Source organism: Kribbella swartbergensis (genome assembly GCF_054784135.1).
Window position 1 is genome coordinate 98927 of the sequence record NZ_BAAGPM010000027.1, and the last position, 17372, is coordinate 116298.

The 17372-nt window shown below is 68.0% G+C and carries 20 protein-coding genes; 7 read left to right on the forward strand and 13 right to left on the reverse strand.

Features of this window, described 5'->3' with window-relative positions; genetic code table 11:
* Window positions 1–20: 20 nt before the first annotated feature.
* The 6 genes from ACYVOK_RS26570 to ACYVOK_RS26595 all read right to left on the reverse strand — a co-directional run bounded on the left by ACYVOK_RS26570 (window position 21) and on the right by ACYVOK_RS26595 (window position 5675).
* A complete protein-coding gene (locus ACYVOK_RS26570) occupies window positions 21–446 on the reverse strand; it encodes a CBS domain-containing protein (RefSeq protein WP_460665269.1) in 426 nt (141 codons plus the stop codon).
* A 208-nt stretch (window positions 447–654) separates the two neighbouring features.
* Window positions 655–1152 (reverse strand): GNAT family N-acetyltransferase, encoded by a 498-nt coding sequence (locus tag ACYVOK_RS26575; protein WP_460665270.1) that lies wholly within the window; start codon window positions 1150–1152, stop codon window positions 655–657.
* 143 nt (window positions 1153–1295) lie between these two features.
* Window positions 1296–2123, reverse strand: a complete 828-nt coding sequence (locus ACYVOK_RS26580) for a carbohydrate ABC transporter permease (RefSeq protein WP_460665271.1) — start codon at window positions 2121–2123, stop codon at window positions 1296–1298.
* On the reverse strand, window positions 2120–3043 hold the full coding sequence (locus tag ACYVOK_RS26585) for a carbohydrate ABC transporter permease (protein WP_460665272.1): 924 nt from the start codon (window positions 3041–3043) through the stop codon (window positions 2120–2122). The genes ACYVOK_RS26580 and ACYVOK_RS26585 overlap by 4 nt, the downstream gene beginning before the upstream one ends.
* A gap of 30 nt (window positions 3044–3073) precedes the next feature.
* Window positions 3074–4468, reverse strand: coding sequence for an extracellular solute-binding protein (locus ACYVOK_RS26590; RefSeq protein WP_460665273.1), 1395 nt, complete (start codon window positions 4466–4468; stop codon window positions 3074–3076).
* A 184-nt stretch (window positions 4469–4652) separates the two neighbouring features.
* Window positions 4653–5675, reverse strand: coding sequence for a hypothetical protein (locus ACYVOK_RS26595; RefSeq protein ID WP_460665274.1), 1023 nt, complete (start codon window positions 5673–5675; stop codon window positions 4653–4655).
* 106 nt (window positions 5676–5781) lie between these two features.
* Here ACYVOK_RS26595 and ACYVOK_RS26600 point away from each other — a divergent pair, with 106 nt between their 5' ends.
* From ACYVOK_RS26600 to ACYVOK_RS26610, 3 genes are all read left to right on the forward strand, one after another.
* Entirely contained in the window at window positions 5782–6378 is a 597-nt protein-coding gene (locus ACYVOK_RS26600; RefSeq protein WP_460665275.1) for a TetR/AcrR family transcriptional regulator, read from the forward strand.
* 74 nt (window positions 6379–6452) lie between these two features.
* Complete coding sequence (locus ACYVOK_RS26605) at window positions 6453–7250, forward strand: ABC transporter ATP-binding protein (RefSeq protein WP_460665276.1); 798 nt, start codon at window positions 6453–6455, stop codon at window positions 7248–7250.
* Window positions 7247–9712: an ABC transporter permease gene (locus ACYVOK_RS26610; protein WP_460665277.1), complete on the forward strand. Its 2466-nt coding sequence runs from the start codon at window positions 7247–7249 to the stop codon at window positions 9710–9712. The genes ACYVOK_RS26605 and ACYVOK_RS26610 overlap by 4 nt, the downstream gene beginning before the upstream one ends.
* 92 nt (window positions 9713–9804) lie before the next feature.
* Here ACYVOK_RS26610 and ACYVOK_RS26615 read toward each other — a convergent pair whose 3' ends face one another.
* Both ACYVOK_RS26615 and ACYVOK_RS26620 read right to left on the reverse strand, forming a co-directional pair.
* A complete protein-coding gene (locus tag ACYVOK_RS26615; protein WP_460665278.1) occupies window positions 9805–10419 on the reverse strand; it encodes an NADPH-dependent FMN reductase in 615 nt (204 codons plus the stop codon).
* Window positions 10420–10476: 57 nt separating this feature from the next.
* On the reverse strand, window positions 10477–11289 hold the full coding sequence (locus ACYVOK_RS26620) for a DedA family protein (RefSeq protein WP_460665279.1): 813 nt from the start codon (window positions 11287–11289) through the stop codon (window positions 10477–10479).
* Here ACYVOK_RS26620 and ACYVOK_RS26625 point away from each other — a divergent pair.
* Together ACYVOK_RS26625 and ACYVOK_RS26630 are read left to right on the forward strand one after the other, a co-directional pair.
* Window positions 11288–12511: a sensor histidine kinase gene (locus tag ACYVOK_RS26625; RefSeq protein ID WP_460665280.1), complete on the forward strand. Its 1224-nt coding sequence runs from the start codon at window positions 11288–11290 to the stop codon at window positions 12509–12511. The genes ACYVOK_RS26620 and ACYVOK_RS26625 overlap by 2 nt on opposite strands.
* A gap of 43 nt (window positions 12512–12554) precedes the next feature.
* Window positions 12555–13214 (forward strand): response regulator transcription factor, encoded by a 660-nt coding sequence (locus ACYVOK_RS26630; protein WP_460665281.1) that lies wholly within the window; start codon window positions 12555–12557, stop codon window positions 13212–13214.
* Window positions 13215–13289: 75 nt separating this feature from the next.
* Here the strand turns inward: ACYVOK_RS26630 and ACYVOK_RS26635 are convergent, their stop codons facing one another.
* Window positions 13290–14087 (reverse strand): SDR family oxidoreductase, encoded by a 798-nt coding sequence (locus tag ACYVOK_RS26635; RefSeq protein ID WP_460665282.1) that lies wholly within the window; start codon window positions 14085–14087, stop codon window positions 13290–13292.
* 49 nt (window positions 14088–14136) lie between these two features.
* Here ACYVOK_RS26635 and ACYVOK_RS26640 point away from each other — a divergent pair, with 49 nt between their 5' ends.
* The gene (locus tag ACYVOK_RS26640) at window positions 14137–14709 is read left to right on the forward strand and encodes a TetR/AcrR family transcriptional regulator (RefSeq protein WP_460665283.1); all 573 of its coding nucleotides are present in this window, start codon (window positions 14137–14139) and stop codon (window positions 14707–14709) included.
* A gap of 20 nt (window positions 14710–14729) precedes the next feature.
* On the forward strand, window positions 14730–15035 hold the full coding sequence (locus tag ACYVOK_RS26645; protein ID WP_460665284.1) for an ArsR/SmtB family transcription factor: 306 nt from the start codon (window positions 14730–14732) through the stop codon (window positions 15033–15035).
* A 56-nt stretch (window positions 15036–15091) separates the two neighbouring features.
* Here the strand turns inward: ACYVOK_RS26645 and ACYVOK_RS26650 are convergent, their stop codons facing one another.
* From ACYVOK_RS26650 to ACYVOK_RS26665, 4 genes are all read right to left on the reverse strand, one after another.
* Window positions 15092–15715 (reverse strand): antibiotic biosynthesis monooxygenase family protein, encoded by a 624-nt coding sequence (locus ACYVOK_RS26650; RefSeq protein WP_460665285.1) that lies wholly within the window; start codon window positions 15713–15715, stop codon window positions 15092–15094.
* Window positions 15716–15848: 133 nt separating this feature from the next.
* Window positions 15849–16367 (reverse strand): DUF3995 domain-containing protein, encoded by a 519-nt coding sequence (locus ACYVOK_RS26655; protein WP_460665286.1) that lies wholly within the window; start codon window positions 16365–16367, stop codon window positions 15849–15851.
* Complete coding sequence (locus ACYVOK_RS26660; RefSeq protein WP_460665287.1) at window positions 16354–16806, reverse strand: hypothetical protein; 453 nt, start codon at window positions 16804–16806, stop codon at window positions 16354–16356. Before ACYVOK_RS26660 ends, ACYVOK_RS26655 begins: the two co-directional genes overlap by 14 nt.
* 209 nt (window positions 16807–17015) lie before the next feature.
* Window positions 17016–17369: a VOC family protein gene (locus ACYVOK_RS26665; RefSeq protein WP_460665288.1), complete on the reverse strand. Its 354-nt coding sequence runs from the start codon at window positions 17367–17369 to the stop codon at window positions 17016–17018.
* Between the last annotated feature and the right edge of the window lie 3 nt (window positions 17370–17372).

A 17372-nucleotide genomic window follows, 5' to 3' on the forward strand; every position in this document is an offset into this window, starting at 1 on the left:
GGGGACGACTTCGCCGTGAATCAGCGGGTGATGTAGTTCGACAGTTGCTCGCGCTCGAACTCCAGTTCACCGATCCGGGACTTGACCACGTCGCCGATGCTGACCAGACCGGCCAGGGCTCCGTCGACCACGACCGGCACGTGCCGGATCCGCTGCTCGGTCATCAATCGCATCAGGTTGTCGATGTGATCGTCCGGCGTACACGTGTGGACCTCGGACGTCATGATCGAGCTGACCCGGACGTCCCCCGCGTCCGGAGTACCGTTCCAGAGCCGGACGATGTCACGCTCGGACACGATGCCGGCCACCGACGCCCCGTCCGGGCTCACCACGACGGCGCCGATGTTGTGCTCGGCCAGCAGGGACAGCAGTTCGGTGACGGTGGCGTCTGGCGAGATGGTGACGACCTGGTTGCCCTTGCCGCGCAGTACGTCGTTGATCTTCACGGAGCCTCCTGCAGATCGAGGGACCAATACCCCACGGTAGCGAAAACCACCCCGTCACAGCTCGTGACAACGAAAGACAACCAACAACAGCGCGAGGGCGCGCCGCGCGTGACCGCAAGACGTAGGGCGCACGGTGGGGTGTCACACCGGCACCCCTGCGGGTCAGGGTTCCACTCGACGCCGTGCCAGCGCGCCCCCGCGAGCTGGATCAGCGACTGTGCTGGATGCCGCGGACCATGCGGATCTCGCGCACTCCGCCCTCGACCTGAGTCGTCCCGTCGGCGACGAACCCGTTCTTGCGGTAGAACGCCTGGGCACGAGGGTTCGGGTCGGCCACCCACAGCGCCACCGACTCCTCCGGATCGACTACCGCCTCCAGCAGCGCCTGCCCAGCACCCGTGCCGTGGTCGGCCGCATAAACGTAGAGCACATACAGTTGCCTCGCCCACGCCGCCCCGGCGTCCAAAGGCGGGCCTGACATGGCGATTCCGATCAGCTCGCCGTCTCGCTCGGCCACAGCCACGCGGTTCTCGCGATACCGCTCGTCGGTCAACGCAGCAGTCCAGAATCGCTCCCGAGCGGCCAGGAAGCCCGGGTCGTCGAGCACCGCGTCCGGCATGAGTCCCCGATAAGTCTCCTGCCAGCACCGCACATTCACCCGCGCCATCTGCGCGACATCCCCGACCCGAGCCGTTCGAACAGCCACCGAGCACCCCACCGCCGAATCCTAAGCCGCCGCCCTCCGGCACCGGCAGAGACAAGTGAACGATTGCGTGCACGGAAAACAGAGGCGGTCAAAGGAAACTGCCGTGGTGCCAGCTTCCTTTGACCGCCGGGGAGGGGTCGGGGTCAGCCCTTGATGGCGCCGCCGAGGGCGAAGGCGCCGCCGAGTTTCTTGCTGAGGAGGAGGTACAGGACGAGGACAGGGGTGGTGTAGATGAGGGAGTAGGCGGCGAGCTGGCCGTAGTTGGGTTCGCCGTACTGGCCGAAGAAGGTGAAGATGCTGACCGACGCCGGCAGGCGTTCGGGTGACAGCAGCAGCATGAAGGGGACGAAGAAGTTCCCCCACATGCCGATGAACGTGAAGATCAGCACCACCGAGATCCCGGGCCACATCAGCGGCAGGACGATGCGGCGGAGTGCCTGCATGCTGCCGGCACCGTCCACCCAGGCCGCTTCCTCGAGTGAGATCGGTACGCCGTCCATGAACGTCTTGGTCAGCCAGATCGAGAACGGCAGCGAACTGGTCGCCATGAACATGATCGTGCCGCCGATCGTGTCGACCAGGTTGAGCTGCACGAACAGGCCGTACACCGGCACCATGACCGCGGTGATCGGCAACCCGGTGCAGAACAGCACGGTGAGCAGGAACGGCCGGTTGAACTTCGACCTGAACCTCGACAGCGGGTACGCCGCCAGCACCGAGCAGATCATGGTCAGCAGGGCGGCACCACCGCACAGGATGATGCCGTTGAGCACCGGCCGGTACGTCGTGTCGGTGTTCAGCACCGCCTTGAAGTTGCCCAGCGTCGGGTTGGTCGGGAACTCGACCCGCAGCCCGGCGGTGCGGTTGACCGACGCGAACAGCACCCACAGCAACGGCAGCACGAACAGCACACCGATCCCCAGCAGGATCAGGTTGGCGCTCAGCTTGCTGATCCGGTCACGCGCGATCATGCCGCCTCCGAGTTCAGTCCACGCAGGTAGATCAGCGAGAACACGGCACCGATCAGGAGCATCACCAGGGCGATCGCCGTACCGTAGCCGATCTGGGAGAAGCTGAACGCCTGCTCGTACATGTACAGCGGCAGCGTCTGGCTCTTGGTGCCCGGGCCGCCGCGGGTCATCGCGTAGATGAGGCCGAACACGCTCAGCGTCTGCAGCGTGATCAGCATCAGGTTGGTCATGATCGCCCGGCTGATCATCGGCAGCGTGACGAACAGCAGCCGCCGGCCGCCGCGCGCGCCGTCCATCTCGGCGGACTCCTCGATCTCCTTCGGGATCTCGCTCAACGCGGCGGAGTACACCAGCATCGAGAACGCCGTACCGCGCCAGATGTTGGCCAGGGAGACCGCGATGATCGGTGCCGCGTACAACCAGTCCTGGCCGGGCAGGCCGACCGCGTGCAGCATGACGTTCAGCGTGCCGTCCTCGTTGAAGAAGGCGCTGAGCAGGTACGCCGCGACAACCTCGGGCAGGACCCAGGCGCCGATCACCGCCGTACCGACGAAGTTGCGGACCACCCTGGTGGACCTGCGCATCAGCAGGGCCAGGCCGAGCCCGAGGGTGTTCTGGCCGATGATCGCGGAGATCAGCGTGAACACCAGGGTCAGCCAGATCGCGTTGGTGAACGCGCCGCTGCCGAAGGCCTTGCGGAAGTTGTCGAGGCCGACGAACCTGACCTCGGCGGCACCCGTGCCGGTCAGCGCCATGTTGGTGAACGCGGCGTACACGCAGTAGATGATCGGGCCGGCCAGGAAGACCAGCATCAGCCCGATCGCCGGGGTCAGCGGCAACATCCTGAGCAGTTTGGCCGCCCGCGGCCGCCCTGACGGAGCAGGGGCGGCCGCGGCGGCGGGGGCGACTGTCGTCGTCACAGGGGCAGTTCCTTCGTCAGACGGACGGGGCTACTGTCCGCCGCTCTCGGTGGTCGTCTTGTCCTTGCCGACGATGCCTTCGACTGCTTCGTCGTAGTTCTTCGCGGCCTCGTCCGGTGACGACTGCCCGGTCATCACCGCCTCCATCGCGGTGATGATCTCGTTGGAGACCTTCGGGTACTCGGCGAACGCCGGCCGGTACACGGTGACCGACACCAGGTCGGTGAAGAACTGCGTGCTCTTGGCGGACGACTTGTAGCCGGCGTCGGCGGCGACGTCCTTGCGAACGGCGATCTGCGCGCCCTCGGTGGCGTACTTGGTCGCGTTCTTCTGGGTCTGCAGCGTCTTGATCAGATTCCAGGCCGCGTCCGGGTTCTTCGACTTCGCCGGGATCGCCCAGGTCCAGCCGCCGGACAGGCTGACCTTGCCCTTGCCGCCGCCGTCCTGGGTCGGCATCGCGGTCTGGCCGAGCACCTCGGTCCACTGCGGCCACGGCTTCGCGCCGGTCTTCTGCCAGTTGCCGTAGATCCAGGAGCCGTCGAGCGCGATCGCCAGTTTGCCGCCGGGCAGCAGTTCGGTGCCGACCTTGCTGCCCATGTTCGGGTCCAGCGCCTGCTTTGGCGTCGGGGCGAGGCCCTCGGTGTAGATCGTCTTGATGAAGTTCAGCGAGTCCTTGAAGCCCTGGCTGCCGACGACCCACTTCTGCTGGTCGTGGTTGTAGAGCGTGTCCTTGGTGCCGTAGAGCAGCATCTCGAAGCCCTGCATGGCCGAGGCCTCACCCATCGGCTTGCCCGAGTACACGTTCAGCGGGATGACGCCGGGGACCTTCTGCTTGATGGTGCGAGCGGCGCTGAGCAGGTCGTCCCAGGTCTTCGGCTGCCAGTCGGCCGGCAGTCCGGCCTTGGCGAAGATCTGCTTGTTGTACCAGAGCGCGCGGGTGTCGGTGCCGTCCGGGATGCCGTACGTTTTGCCGTCGAGCGCCTTCGCGGCACCCTTGGCGGTGTCCTCGAACTGGTTCCAGTCCGGCCAGTCCTTGATGTAGTCGTCGAGCGGCCGCAGGTAGCCGGCGGTGATGTCGGAGTTGATCAGGAAGGTGTCCTCGTAGACCACGTCCGGCGCGGTGTTCGGCGACCGCATCATCAACTGCAGCTTGGTGTAGTAGTCGTTCTCACTGGCCACGATGGGCAGGATCTCGACCTTCGAGCCGGGGTTGGCCGCCTCGTACTCGGCCTTGACGCCGGTGAGGAAGTTCTTCATCACCGTGCCAGGGCCCCACTGCTGGTACGCGATCTTGATGTTCGCCGGACCGACGCTCTGCGAGCCGCCTGCCTCCGGTTCCTTGGTCGTCGACCCCTGGCTGCAGGCCGAGACCGCGAGCAACAGCGCACTCACCGCGGCGGCTGCTTTGAAACGTTTCCTCGTCACCATCACGTCCACCTTCGGGCAATCGTTGTCATGCCAGTACCCCGACCCAAATCCACTGGGCTTCTTGCGACCGTAGGAGGCTGGGGGCGTCCAAGTCAATGCTTGACAGACAACGTTGTCCCCGCCCGAACGCGCTGACGCGGCGACCGGCACGTAACGATCCGGTCACCGCGTCGTCATACGCTCAGACAGTAATGGGCTTCGCTTCGTGACGGGCCGCGACGACCCGCTGGGACCTGAGCGCGCCGAGACCACAGAGCGTGAGGCCGGCGACGAGCCAGCAGGTCAGTACGACGAGGGGCCCGGTCGCCCCGGCGCCTTCGAAGAAACTCACCGAACGAAGCGCCGTACCGGCGGCTCCCGGCGGCAGCAATTGCCCCAGCGCACCCCAGCCGCTCGGCAGCATCTCCGGCGCACTCGCCAGACCCGACAGCGGGTTGCCGAGCAGCATCATCACGCCCGCCCCGAGCGCGAGTCCCGCCATACCGAGCAACCATTCCAGCCCGAGCAAGGTCAGACTCACGGCGGCGATCGACAGCGCGATCACGCCCGCGTTCCCCCAGTAGCTGCCCTCGAACGAGCCCAGCCAGAACTGCAGTACGGCGGCCAGCGCAAAACCACCGGTGATCGCGAAGCCGATGGCACCGGCCATCCGCCGGGAACCGCTCCTGACCAGCTGCGTCAGCGCTCCGGCCGCGGCGATCCCGCCGAGCACCAGCGGCAGCGCGCCCGCGGCGAGCCCGGCGCCCCGCGGATCGTCCGCCGGCAGGGGTACGACGTCGGTGACCTTCGCCGGCCTGTCGGGCGACATCCGGCTCGACATCTGGGTGAGGATCTGTGCGACCGCTGGACTACCGGCGGACGCGGTCAGCATTTCCGGCTGCTGCGGGTCGAGCACGATCGCGCCGTACACGTCCCGATCCTCGATCTTCTGCACCGCCGCGGCCCGATCCGGTACGGCGGTCAGCTCGAAGCCGCCCGGCATCGCCTGCTCGAGGCTCTTCGCGACCTGGGCGACGGCCGGCTCGGGGCCCGCGACCGCGAGGGGAAGGTCGCGCGGTTCGGATCGGGCGGCGGGCCAGGCGAACGCGATCAGCAGCACGGTGATCAGTGCGGTCAGCAGCGTGATGACGGCCGCCAGCGGAGGCTGCCGACGCCGGTCGGCGGCGTGGTCCGGGGCGTGCTCAGGTTGGTGCCCGGTGGACATGAAGGACTCCTCGTTACTCAAACCGAATGATCGTTCTTTATTGATTCGAGACTGGACCTTGAGCCGCCGACTTGTCAAGAACGGACATTCGTTTTATGTTCCGGATATGCCGAAGGTCACTGAGGAACACCGTCTGGCCCGCCGCCGGCAGATCGTCGCGGCGGCTCGCCGGTGCGTGATCGAGCAGGGCTTCCACAAGACGACGATGGCCGACGTGATCCGCGAGTCCGGCCTGTCCGCGGGGGCGGTGTACGGGTACTTCAAGAGCAAGGAGGAGATCGTCGCGGCCATCGCCGAGGAGGCTCTCAGCACGGTGGACGAGCTCTTCCAGAAGATCCTCGCGACCGAGCAGGCGGTGACTCCGCTGCTGGCGCTGGAGGCAGCGATCAACCACGTGGTCGTGATCGCGGAACGGCCCGATGGCGACGTGACCCGGGTCGGCGTCCAGGCCTGGGCCGAAGCCCTGCACAACCCCGCGATCAAGGCGATCGCGGCGGAGAAGTACAGCCAGGTCCGGGAGAACTTCGAGGCGGTCGCCCGCCGCGCCCAGGCCGACGGCACGGTCGACGCCGACGCCGACCCGCGGCACGTTGCCCAGGTTCTGTTCGGCCTGATCCCCGGCTTCGTCCTGCAGCGCCTCATCGTCGGCGATGTCACCCCTGCGTCCTACACCGAGGGTCTGCGCGCGCTGTTCCGCGTCTAGGTGGACTTTCACCTACCCTCGACGGCGGTCCAGCACCCTGGGAACCGCGACTCGCGCTCCGTAGCGTCGCGGGCATGAAGAAGAAGACGCGACGGTCGCAGGAACCACTCGACGGGACCGGGTACTCGGTCGTCCTGCACGACGTACGACGGGTGTACGGCCGTGGCGCCAACGCCGTCACCGCCCTCGACGGCATCTCGATCAACTTCGCCCCCGGCACGTTCACCGCCGTGATGGGCCCGTCCGGATCGGGCAAGAGCACGTTCCTGCACTGTGCGGCCGGCCTGGACCGGCCCACGTCCGGCAGCGTGCTCATCGACGGCCGGTCCCTCGCCGAACTCAACGAACGCAGGCTCACCGAGCTTCGCCGTGAGCGCATCGGGTTCGTCTTCCAGTCGTTCAACCTGCTGCCGGCGTTGACCGTGTGGCAGAACGTCTGCCTGCCGCAGCAACTGGACGGCCGCCGCGTCGATCGCGCCGTCGTCCGCGACGTGCTCGACCGGGTCGGCCTGGGAGACCGGCACAAGCATCGCCCGGGCGAACTCTCCGGCGGTCAGCAGCAGCGCGTCGCCATCGCCCGCGCGCTGGTCGCCCGGCCCGCGGTGATCTTCGCCGACGAACCGACCGGCGCCCTGGACACCCAGACCGCCGCCGACGTCCTCGAACTGCTCCGCGAGCCGGTCCGCAGCCAGGGCCAGACGGTCGTGATGGTCACCCACGACCCCGTCGCCGCCTCGTACGCCGACCAGGTCGTCTTTCTGGCCGACGGCGTACTGGCCGGGAGCCTGACCGCGCCCACTGCGGAGCAGGTCGCGGACCGGATGACCCACCTCGGTGCTCGTTCCAAGGCGGCAGTGGCGGTGGCCCGATGATGCGTCTGGCCGTCCACACGCTGCGCTTCCGCAAGGGCGGCTTCATCGCCACCTTCGTCGCCGTCGTCTTCGGTACGGCGATCGTGATGGCCTGTGGCGGCCTGATGGAGACCGGCATTCGCTCCAACGTGGAGCCGGAACGACTCGCCGCCGCTCCCATCGTTGTCACCGGCAAGCAGTCTCATCTTCGCCCTGGCGCCGAGGATGCGTCGCCGTTGCCGGAACGCGTCGGCATCCCGGTTTCACTGGCGGACAGGATCCGTTCTGTCGAAGGTGTCTCGGCCGTGGTCGGCGACTACACGTTTGCTGCCTTCGGCCCTGGGGTTGCCGAAGGCCACAACTGGTCCAGTGCGGCGTTGGCGCCGTACGAACTGGTCTCGGGGCGTGCTCCGGGAGCCGGTCAGGTCGTCACCGTTGATGGTCGGGTCGGCGACCGGGTGACGTTTCTGATCAAGGGCGAGCCCGTGGTGTTCACGGTGAGTGGTGTGGCCAACGGGCCGGCTGGACACAGCTTCTTCTCCGACCGTGATGCGGCGCGGTTCGTCGCCGATCCGGGTCGCTTCGCGGACGTGGGCGTACTCGTCGCTCCTGGCACCGATGTCGAGGCGGTGAAGGACCGGATCAAGGCGCTCGACGCCGGGATCAGTGTGCTCACCGGGGTTGACCGCGGACTGGCCGAGCACCCGGGTGGGGTGTCGCAACGGGAGGCGCTGATCGCGGTCGCCGGTTCGTTCGGTGGTATCGCGACGATGACGATGATGTTCGTGGTCGCGTCCACGCTGGCGCTGTCGGCCCAGCACCGCCAGCGGGAGTTCGCCCTTCTGCGCGGCATCGGTACGACGCCTGGTCAGGTACGGCGGATGATCCTCGGCGAGTCGTTGCTCGTGTCGATTCCGGCCGTCGCGCTCGGCGCCGTACCCGGTGTGTTCCTCGGCCGGCTCCTCTTCGAGCAGCTCAGCTCGCACGGTGTGGCCTCGCCGGTCATTTCGTTCCACCAAGGTTGGATCCCGTTCGTCGCCGGCGCGGGCGCCGCCGTACTCGCAGCCATCGGCGCGGCGCTGATCGCGGCCCGCAAGTCGGCGAACATCCGGCCGGTCGAGGCGTTGGCCGAGGCGTCGCTGCAGCGGAAGTGGTTCGGCTGGGTGCGTCTGGTCTTCGGGCTGCTGTTCCTCGGTGGCGGTCTGGCCTTGCTGATCGTCACCGCGACCGTGATGACCGGACCGCTCGCCGGTGCGACGGCCGGCCCGTCGATCCTCTGTTGGTCGATCGGCGTCGCGGTGCTCGGGCCGTTCTGGACCAAGATCGCGCTGATGCTGTGGCGCTGGCCTGTGCAGGCGCTGACCCGGGTCAACGGCCGGCTCGCGATCCTCAACGTCTCCGCGCGCTCGGTCGCGATGTCGGCCGCTGTGATGCCCGTGATGCTCGCCGTCGGCATCTCGACCGCCAACCTGTACATGCAGACCACGCAGGTCCACGCCGCCTCTGAAGCATTCACGCGGGACTTGCGCGCGGACGCCGTACTGGTCTCCGACTCAGGGCTCTCACCTGCGTTGCTGACCGCGGTGCGGGAGTTGCCTGGGGTGGCGAGCGCTTCGGCCTTCGTCCGCAGCACCGGCGTGATCGACGAGCCGCGCAACGCCCCCTTCGACGAGGACGGCGCTCCCCTGCTGGGCGTTGATGCCCAGGGTGCCGACGGTACGGCGCCTGTGCGGCTGACCGCTGGGTCGCTGTCCGGTCTGGTCGGGTCGACCGTGGCTCTGCCTTCGCACGTCGCGGCGACGATGGACCGCGGAGTCGGGTCGTCGGTGAGCATGACCTTGGGCGACGGCACCTCGGTGAACCTTCGGGTGGTCGCGTTGTTCGACGCCGAACGTGGCTACGAAACGGTCATCCTGCCCGCGTCGCTGGTCGCCGCTCGCACCACGGACGGGTTGACCAAGCAGGTCCTGGTCCGCTTCGCGCCTGGTGCCGACGTACGCCCGGCCCTCGCCGCGCTGGCGGCCAAGCACCCCGGCGTACAGGTCGCGGACCGCGAGACCCTGGTCGCCTCGAACTCGGAAGACCTGCAGACGCAGGCTTGGGTCAACTATCTGCTCGTCGGCCTGCTGATCGCCTATACCGCCGTCTCGGTGGTCAACACCCTTGTCTCGTCGACCCTGCGCCGACGCCGCGAGTTCGCCCTCCAACGCCTCACCGGCTCCACCCGCGCCCAGGTCATCCGGATGCTCACCACCGAAAGCACCCTGGTGTGGCTGTCCGGCATCACCCTCGGCACCGCCGTGGCCCTGGCCTGCCTGATCCCTTACTCCGCCACCGTCTCCGGCTCCGCGTTCCCCACCGGTCCCCTCTGGATCTACCTGGTCATCATCGCCGCCGCAGCCGCCCTCACCTTCACCTCAACCCTCGTCCCCGCCACCACAACCCTCCGCCACTCCCCCACCCAACCCACCCACACCGACTGAGCCCCGACACCTCCCCGGTGACCACTGGGCGCCGACTCCACGGTCCGACACAGACTCCTGCCAACCGAAACAGAGTCGACGCCAGCCCGTGACTACTGGGCGGGCGTCGGCTCTGCGACTGGTTGCAGGGCGATGGTGGTTGCCTGGACGATGCCGGCGTTGTCCCGGAGCCACCCGGACAGCACGACCTGCAGATCCTCGAGATCCGGTTCCTCCAGCACCACCCCAGGCACCGGCACACTCGCACCCAACTCCGCCAGCACCGGCCGCAGGTGCTGATCTGCCAGCAGCTTGTGGCTGGGAGCCGCCGACACCGTGACCGGCACCACGACCGCCCCCGCCAGCGCCTGCGGCCGCAACACATCCAGGAAACTCTTCAGCAACCCCGTATAACTGCCCTTGTACACCGGCGTCCCCACCACCAGCACCGACGCCGACGACACCAGATCGATCGCGTTCTCCAGCGCGGCCCGCTCCCCCTCCCCCGCCGTCTCCCCCTGGAAGATCGCCGGCGCGAACGTCACCAGATCGACCAGTTCGTCGATCCGGTACGGCGTACCGAGCTCGGACGCCAGCAGTTCGGCGACGGATGCGGCCGCCACCGCCGTCCGCGAGCCCGCCTTGGGGTTGCCCACCACGGTGACAACTGACTGCGGCCACACCGGCGGATCCGGCACGACGTGGGGTTCGAAGGGGACTGAGGGCATCTGACCCATCTCCTGAGCTCGGCAGTGATGGATCGAGCGTAGCCAAAGTCGAGCTACCTACTTGACTTTCTCAGATGCCGAACGCCTGGCCCTGACCTTGACAACGACGAACCACACCACCGCGGCCACCGCGCCCGCGATCACGAGCCACTGGAAGACGCCCACCGATGACTCCACCACATGCCACCGCTCGCCGAGCTGATAGCCGGCGACGATCAGCATCGAGTTCCAGAGCAGGCTTCCCATCGCGGTCAGCGTCAAGAACAAGGGCACCGACATCCGCTCCACGCCGGCCGGGACCGAGATCAGGCTTCGGACGACCGGAACCAGGCGCCCGATCAGCACCGCCTTCGGCCCGTGCCGGTTGAACCAGTCCTCGGCCTTGTCGACATCCTCGATCTTGACCAGCGGCATCCGCTCCGCCAGCGCCCTGATCCGATCGCGGCCCAGCCCCGCGCCCACGCCGTACAGGGCGAGCGCCCCGACGATCGAACCGATTGTGGTGAACACGATCGCGCTGAGGAGCCCGAGATCACCGCGGCTCGCCGCGAACCCGGCCAGCGGCAGAATGACCTCACTGGGCAGCGGTGGGAACAGGTTCTCCAGCGCCACTGCGAGCCCGGCGCCCGGCGCACCAAGCCTCTCCATCAGGCCGATCGCCCATCCGGCCACACCTCCGCTCGGTTCGTGCGTCGCCTGCAGCGCTGTCATCATCACCTGATTCGTCGTGAACATGCCGACGACGCTAGGCCCGCGGACAGTGTCCGCACATTGCGGCCGACCGCCGTCTTTCGCTGGGATTTTCCACAGTACAGAACTGAGGAAAACCGCAGTTTCTTCTTCCCCTATGCCCACTACTCTTGCGGGCATGCGGCAACGAGACGGCCTCCTGCGACGGAGCATCACGACCCTGGCGGGTCTCATGTCCGGTGCGCTCACGGCTGTTGTCGAGTTGCTGTTCGTCCTGCTGTCCGCGCTCGCGCTGGTCCCGGTCGTTGCGACACCGCGCGCCAGGCGCTCGGTGGAGCGGTTCATCCATCGTTGCGCTCGGCAACTTGCGGTGGTCGAGCAGCGGCGGCTCCGCACGTTTCACAACATGCGAGATCTCGGTCCATATACCGATCGTTCGGCGTACGACTACATCCTCAGACGCTGGGCGATCGGCGGACTGGGCGGACTCGTGGTCCTGCTTCTGCTGTACGGCCTGGTGGTCGCCGGCACGATGATCAGCGCCTGGGCGCTGGACGGGACCTGGGGCTTCATAGAGAGCGCCGGCCGGGTCAGCACCGCGACGCTGCTGGTGGCGGCGGTCCCTGGCGCCCTGCTGCTGTACCTGAATGTGATGGGTCTCATAGGCATCGTCGACCTGGACATCCGACTCGCCCGCCGCTACCTGACGCCGTCGGTCGAGGAGACCCTCACCCGCCGGATTTCGGAGCTGACCGTGAGCCGGGCCGAAGTGGTCGAGGTGGTGAACGACGAACGCCGGCGGATCGAGCGCGATCTGCACGACGGTGTACAGCAGCGCCTCGTCGCCCTGGGTCTGCTGCTCAGCCGCGCCCGCCGGACCCGTGACCCGGCCCAGGCTGCCGAACTGGTCCGCCAGGCCCACGAAGAATCCGAACTGGCTCTGGCCGATCTCCGCGACGTCGCATGGCGCGTTTACCCCACCGCACTGGACAAACTCGGCCTCCGGGACGTCATCGCCGTCTTGGCCGAGCGGTCCAGCATCCCGGTCCGGCTGCACTACGACCTGACCGACCGCCCACCACCGCGTGTCGAGACAGCGGCGTACTTCGTGATCTCCGAAGCCCTCACCAACGCGACCAAACACTCCAACGCGACGCGCATCGACGTCACCGTGACAAGTACGACCGCGGAAGATTCCACGCCAGGCAGGGAATCCGAGCCCGCCCCGAGGGGCGCCGGCATGCTGATCACCGTCACCGACGACGGCCGGGGTGGCGCCGACCCGCACGGCCGTGGTCTCACCGGTCTGGCCGGCCGAGTCGCGGCCAACGACGGCCACCTGACCATCACCAGCCCACCAGGCGGTCCCACCACCATCCACGCGGAGTTCCCATGCGCCTGACACGACCTTCCCCCAGCGGACTACCCGCTCCGGCGGTGGCGCCATGCGGGTGATCCTGGCGGAGGACTCGACGCTCCTGCGTGAAGGGCTGGTGCGGCTGCTGGTCGAAGAAGGGCATGAGGTTCCAGCGGCCGTCGGTGACGGGGACACCCTCGTCGAAACCGTGCGCGCGGCCGCGGACCAAGGCGCATTGCCGGACGTGGTGTGCGTCGACGTACGCATGCCGCCGACGCATACCGACGAAGGACTGCGAGCCGCACTGACGATCCGCGAGAACTGGCCGTCGGTCGGCGTCCTGGTGTTGTCGCAGTACGTCGAGAAGTCGTACGCGAGTGAGCTGATCACCTCCGGGCAGGCCCGGATCGGGTACCTGCTGAAGGACCGCGTCATGCGCGTCGAGGAGTTCCTGGAGGCGCTCGACCGCGTCGGATCCGGCGGAGTCGCGCTCGATCCGGAGGTGGTACGACAACTGCTGTCCCGCACCACCCACACCGATCCACTGCAAACCCTCAGCGCCCGCGAGCGCGAAGTGCTCGCAGCGATGGCCGAGGGCCACAACAACAGTGCGATCGCGGAACGACTGTTCATCTCGTCCAGCGCCGTCGAGAAACACGCCAACGCCATCTTCGACAAACTAGGCCTGACCCACGCCCCCGGCTACAACCGGCGGATCCGAGCCGTCGTCACCTACCTCACCAACTGAGCGGACCGCCACCTATCTCACCAACTGACCCGGGGACAGTCACCTATCTCGCCAACTGACCCGCGGACAGCCGCTTCAGGCGACGCGAGGGCCGAGGAAGAGACCGCCGCTTGCGTCCAGGATCTGACCGGTGATCCAACGGGCGTTGCCCGAGGCAAGGAACGAGACGACGTCGGCTACGTCCTCGGCACGTCCGAGGCGGCCTTGGGCCGTGAGGGCGGTGATCGCCTCGGTGAGACCAGGGGTCTCGAAGACTGCGGCGTTCGCCTCCGTTCGGGTCGCACCGGGGGCGACGGCGTTGACGGTGATGCCGCGGGCGCCGAGCGACTGGGCGAGGGTGAGCGTCATCGTCTCGAGGGCGCCCTTGGTCATGGCGAAGGAGGTTTGCGTCGGGTTCGCCATCCGGGTGGCGACGGAGGAGACCGAGATGATCCGGCCACCGTCGCGCATGATCGGCAGGACCCGCTGGATCAGGAAGTACGGCGCGCGCACGTTCACCGCCACCAGACGATCGAACTGCTCCGGGGAGTCGGTCTCGATCGGTCCGGCCGGAGGCGCCGCCGCATTGTTCACCAGGATGTCCAGTGGTCGCCCGGCGAGCCCAGCCTCGAGCTGCCTGAACACTTCGTCGACGTCCCCCGGCACGCCAAGCTCGGCACCGATCAAGAACCCCCGGCCGGCTCCTCCGGGCTCCCGCGACCCGCGATCCCGACGGCCGATTCGGGCCAAAGTCTCCGTGGCGCCCTCTTTGTCCCGGTTGTAGTGGATCGCCACCTCGGCCCCGGCAGCGCCGAGCCGTTCTGCGATCGCCCGGCCGATTCCACGCGAAGCGCCCGTCACCAACGCCACGGCCCCGCTCAGATCTGTCCTCATCCCAACCCCTTGAAGTGTTAGAAACTAACAGGTTGTTAGAATCTAACACATGATTCTGCGGGAGCGGCGTCGAGCGGAGACACGCCATGCGATCCAGCGGCACGCGATCCGGTTGTTCGCCGAGCGCGGCTACGACGCGACGACGGTGAACGACGTCGCGGTCGCAGCCGGGGTGTCGGCGATGACGGTGTACCGGCACTTCGCCACGAAGGAAGATCTGGTTCTGTACGACGAGTTCGACCAGGTGGCCGCCGAGATCGTCGCCGCACAGCCGGCCGATCAGCGGCTCGTCGTACGCATCGCCCGGACGCTCGCCGCGACGTACGATCAGGCGATCGCCGACCGGGAGTTCCACCTCGCCCGTTTGCGGCTGATGATCTCGACCCCGGCACTGCGGGCCCGGCACCTCGACAGTCAGTACGCCACGCAAGAGTCGCTCGTCACGGCACTGACCGGTCGATCCGGCGACCCGGCGCTGGAGTTCCAGGCGCGGGCGGCGGCGAGCGCCTGCCTCGCGGTGGTCCACATCGCGCTACTTCGCTGGGCGGCCGAGGACGGCGAGCCCGAACTGCGCCGGCTGTTCGAGGAGGCCTTCACCGCGACGTTCGGCCACGGTTTCTGACGCGGACGTATATTCCTCATATGGCAAGTACGTTTGAGGTGCTGGCGGAGGGGCGTCGGCGGGACATCCTGGACCTGCTGCGGGGCGGCGAGCGCCCGGTCGGCGACCTGGTCGAGGAACTGTCGATGAGCCAGCCGGCCGTCTCGAAGCATCTGAAGGTACTGCGAGATGCCGGGCTGGTCGAAGTACGCCAGGACGCGCAGCGCCGCTGGTACCGCCTCCGCCCCGCCCCACTCGCCGAGATCGACGCCTGGCTCGAGCCCTACCGCGACCTCTGGCGCAACCGCCTCGACGCCCTCGAAGCCCACCTCGACACCATGGACTGACCCCCACCCACCCACTTGGGTCAGGGTGGGCCGGGGGCTGTCCTTTGGGCGGGCGATCAGGTGAGTTCGGGGACTCGGAGGTGGGCGATGACCAGTTCGAACTCGCCGACGTCGAGGACTTCGGCGCCGGCTTCCTTGGTCGTGGAGGCGCGCATCGAGGCGGCGGCCTCGCGGTTGCTGTCCATCGCCTCCCGGCTGTCGTAGGTGATGGAGGAGACCGCACGGCCGGAGGAGCGGTCGACGAGGAGGCTGGCGGAGCAGAAACCGGCCAGGTCCTCCAGCCTCGGCAGGGACGCCAGCTTGTAGACGTCGATCGCCCGGTCCATGGTCTCCGGGTCGATCTTCACCCAGGTGGCGCGGACACAGGCACCCTCACCCGAGCGGTGGTCACGGTGCAGTACTGCGATCTCCCACTCCTCGACCGTGGGGCTGCCGCCGCCCATCGACCCGGCGATCCGGTCGCGGATCGGCCGGAGCGCTTCGTCGGTGGCCCGCATCGCCTCCTCCGACTGCCAGGCGCTGGTCGCGATGCAGCGGCCCGATTCCCGGTCGGCCAGCATGGACAGGCCGATACAGCCGTCCATCTCCATGATCCTGGGCATCACCTCGTCGCGCACCTGTGCGATGCCGGCGTCGATCGACTCCGGCTTGGCGTTGATCGTGGTGGAACGCGCGTACACGATCCACCCCCTTACCCTCAGGGCAGCGCCCCGGTGGCGCCACCGGTCGCAACCCACATTGCTCCGTGCGCACCCCGCTGGCAATGCCCCGTCACCGGCACGCTCGACCCCAGCCGAGTCGGCGCCGCCCTGATCACACCCGCTCACGTTCGGTGCGGCGACTGAACCGCCACCCGACCAACGTCCAGGACACTCCCCAGAGCAGGAAGAACGGCGACCACAACAGCAGGTCCCACCACGCCAGTTCGCGAGCCAGTACGGCGTGATCGGCCGGCGGCGGGCGAAATCCGGTCAGCAGCATCGCGTCCCCGGCGAAGCCGAATCCCACCACGCCGAACGACCGGGCGATCATCAGGATCCCCAGCGTCCACCCCAACGCCATCAGCAGCCGGCGCGGAACCGCCGTACCCCAAGGTCGGACGCTGGCCAGCGCGACGATGAGGCCGATGGTCGCCGCGCAGGCCAGTGCCCAGTGGCTCGTCACGAACAGCGGGTCGCGTGCCAGCAACCGATCGCGAAGCTCGGGAGGCAGGGGATCCTTGTCGGCCAGCACGTTGGCGCCCAAGGCCTGGGCGAGCTTCATGGATCCGTAGAGCGCGGAACACGCCGCCGCCCCGTAGCCACCCGCTCGCGCCAGCTCAATCCGCGCCATGACTCGTCGTCATCACGTAGGACCGGGCCATCTCGACAGACAGGGCGATGGCGACTGCGCCGACGACCCCGTGGTACCACCGCCAGCCGATGCCGACGCCGATGAACCCGTCGATGAGCATGATTCCGCCACCGCCGAGCACGGCCAGGGTCATCACCACCAGCACAGCAACCATCAGCCTTCTCGGGAGCACCTGCCCCCATCCCGTCACGGTGGCCAGAGCGATGCACGCACCCAGCACTCCGGACGCGCTCGCGAGCCACTGGGCCGGAGCCGGGTCGAGGAAGTAGTGCTCGGTCTCCGCGGCCGAGACCGGCGGGCCGCCCGGGAACCCGAGCCGGGCCTGCAGCGCGAAGGCCGCCTTACCTGCCGCGTAGCCGAGGAACATCAACGCCAGCGCGTACGCCGGCCAGCGTCGTGTGCGGTCGGGATGAGCCACGGGCTCGACCCTAGGACCGGACTCAGGCCGCAGCCCTCCCGACAGCGAGGGAATCACCTCCCCCGCGCGAGGGAATCGCGGACCCGAGAGCCTGACCCCGGTCACGTGGCTGAGGTGCTAGGGACCCCGGCGCCCGGCGCGGGGTGCCGAGTGCTGTGAGCCGGGAGCCGGGAGCCAGGAGCCGGGGGCGGAGGGCTGGGGGCTGGGGGCTAGCGGAGTTCGGCGAGGTCGAAGAGGTTGCCTTCGGGGTCGGCGAGGGTGATCCAGTGGGTGCCGTACTCGTCGTACTCGTCCAACCGCTTTGCGCCGAGGGAGACCAGCCGGTCGACCTCGGCGGCCCAGTCGGAAGCGGCGAGGTCGAGGTGCACGCGGTTCTTGCCGTTGCGGGGCTCCGGCACCTGCAGGAACATCAGCACCGGCGCGGCGCCCTCGGTCTTGCCGACGGAGGCGAAGAACTGGTTGCCGCCAGCATCCACCTGGCGGTCGAGGACCGCCGCCCAGAAGGTGGCGAGCGCGGCAGCATCGGTGCAGTCGAAGGTGACTGCTTCAACGGAGACGGACATGGA

Coding starts and splice junctions, on each gene's coding strand:
- ACYVOK_RS26580 (WP_460665271.1), bottom strand. CDS start 2,123: ATGATCGCGCGTGACCGGATCAGCAAGCTGAGCGCCAACCTGATCCTG.
- ACYVOK_RS26595 (WP_460665274.1), bottom strand. CDS start 5,675: ATGTCCACCGGGCACCAACCTGAGCACGCCCCGGACCACGCCGCCGAC.
- ACYVOK_RS26600 (WP_460665275.1), top strand. CDS start 5,782: ATGCCGAAGGTCACTGAGGAACACCGTCTGGCCCGCCGCCGGCAGATC.
- ACYVOK_RS26605 (WP_460665276.1), top strand. CDS start 6,453: ATGAAGAAGAAGACGCGACGGTCGCAGGAACCACTCGACGGGACCGGG.
- ACYVOK_RS26610 (WP_460665277.1), top strand. CDS start 7,247: ATGATGCGTCTGGCCGTCCACACGCTGCGCTTCCGCAAGGGCGGCTTC.
- ACYVOK_RS26615 (WP_460665278.1), bottom strand. CDS start 10,419: ATGCCCTCAGTCCCCTTCGAACCCCACGTCGTGCCGGATCCGCCGGTG.
- ACYVOK_RS26625 (WP_460665280.1), top strand. CDS start 11,288: ATGCGGCAACGAGACGGCCTCCTGCGACGGAGCATCACGACCCTGGCG.
- ACYVOK_RS26620 (WP_460665279.1), bottom strand. CDS start 11,289: ATGCCCGCAAGAGTAGTGGGCATAGGGGAAGAAGAAACTGCGGTTTTC.
- ACYVOK_RS26630 (WP_460665281.1), top strand. CDS start 12,555: ATGCGGGTGATCCTGGCGGAGGACTCGACGCTCCTGCGTGAAGGGCTG.
- ACYVOK_RS26635 (WP_460665282.1), bottom strand. CDS start 14,087: ATGAGGACAGATCTGAGCGGGGCCGTGGCGTTGGTGACGGGCGCTTCG.
- ACYVOK_RS26640 (WP_460665283.1), top strand. CDS start 14,137: ATGATTCTGCGGGAGCGGCGTCGAGCGGAGACACGCCATGCGATCCAG.
- ACYVOK_RS26645 (WP_460665284.1), top strand. CDS start 14,730: ATGGCAAGTACGTTTGAGGTGCTGGCGGAGGGGCGTCGGCGGGACATC.
- ACYVOK_RS26655 (WP_460665286.1), bottom strand. CDS start 16,367: ATGGCGCGGATTGAGCTGGCGCGAGCGGGTGGCTACGGGGCGGCGGCG.
- ACYVOK_RS26665 (WP_460665288.1), bottom strand. CDS start 17,369: ATGTCCGTCTCCGTTGAAGCAGTCACCTTCGACTGCACCGATGCTGCC.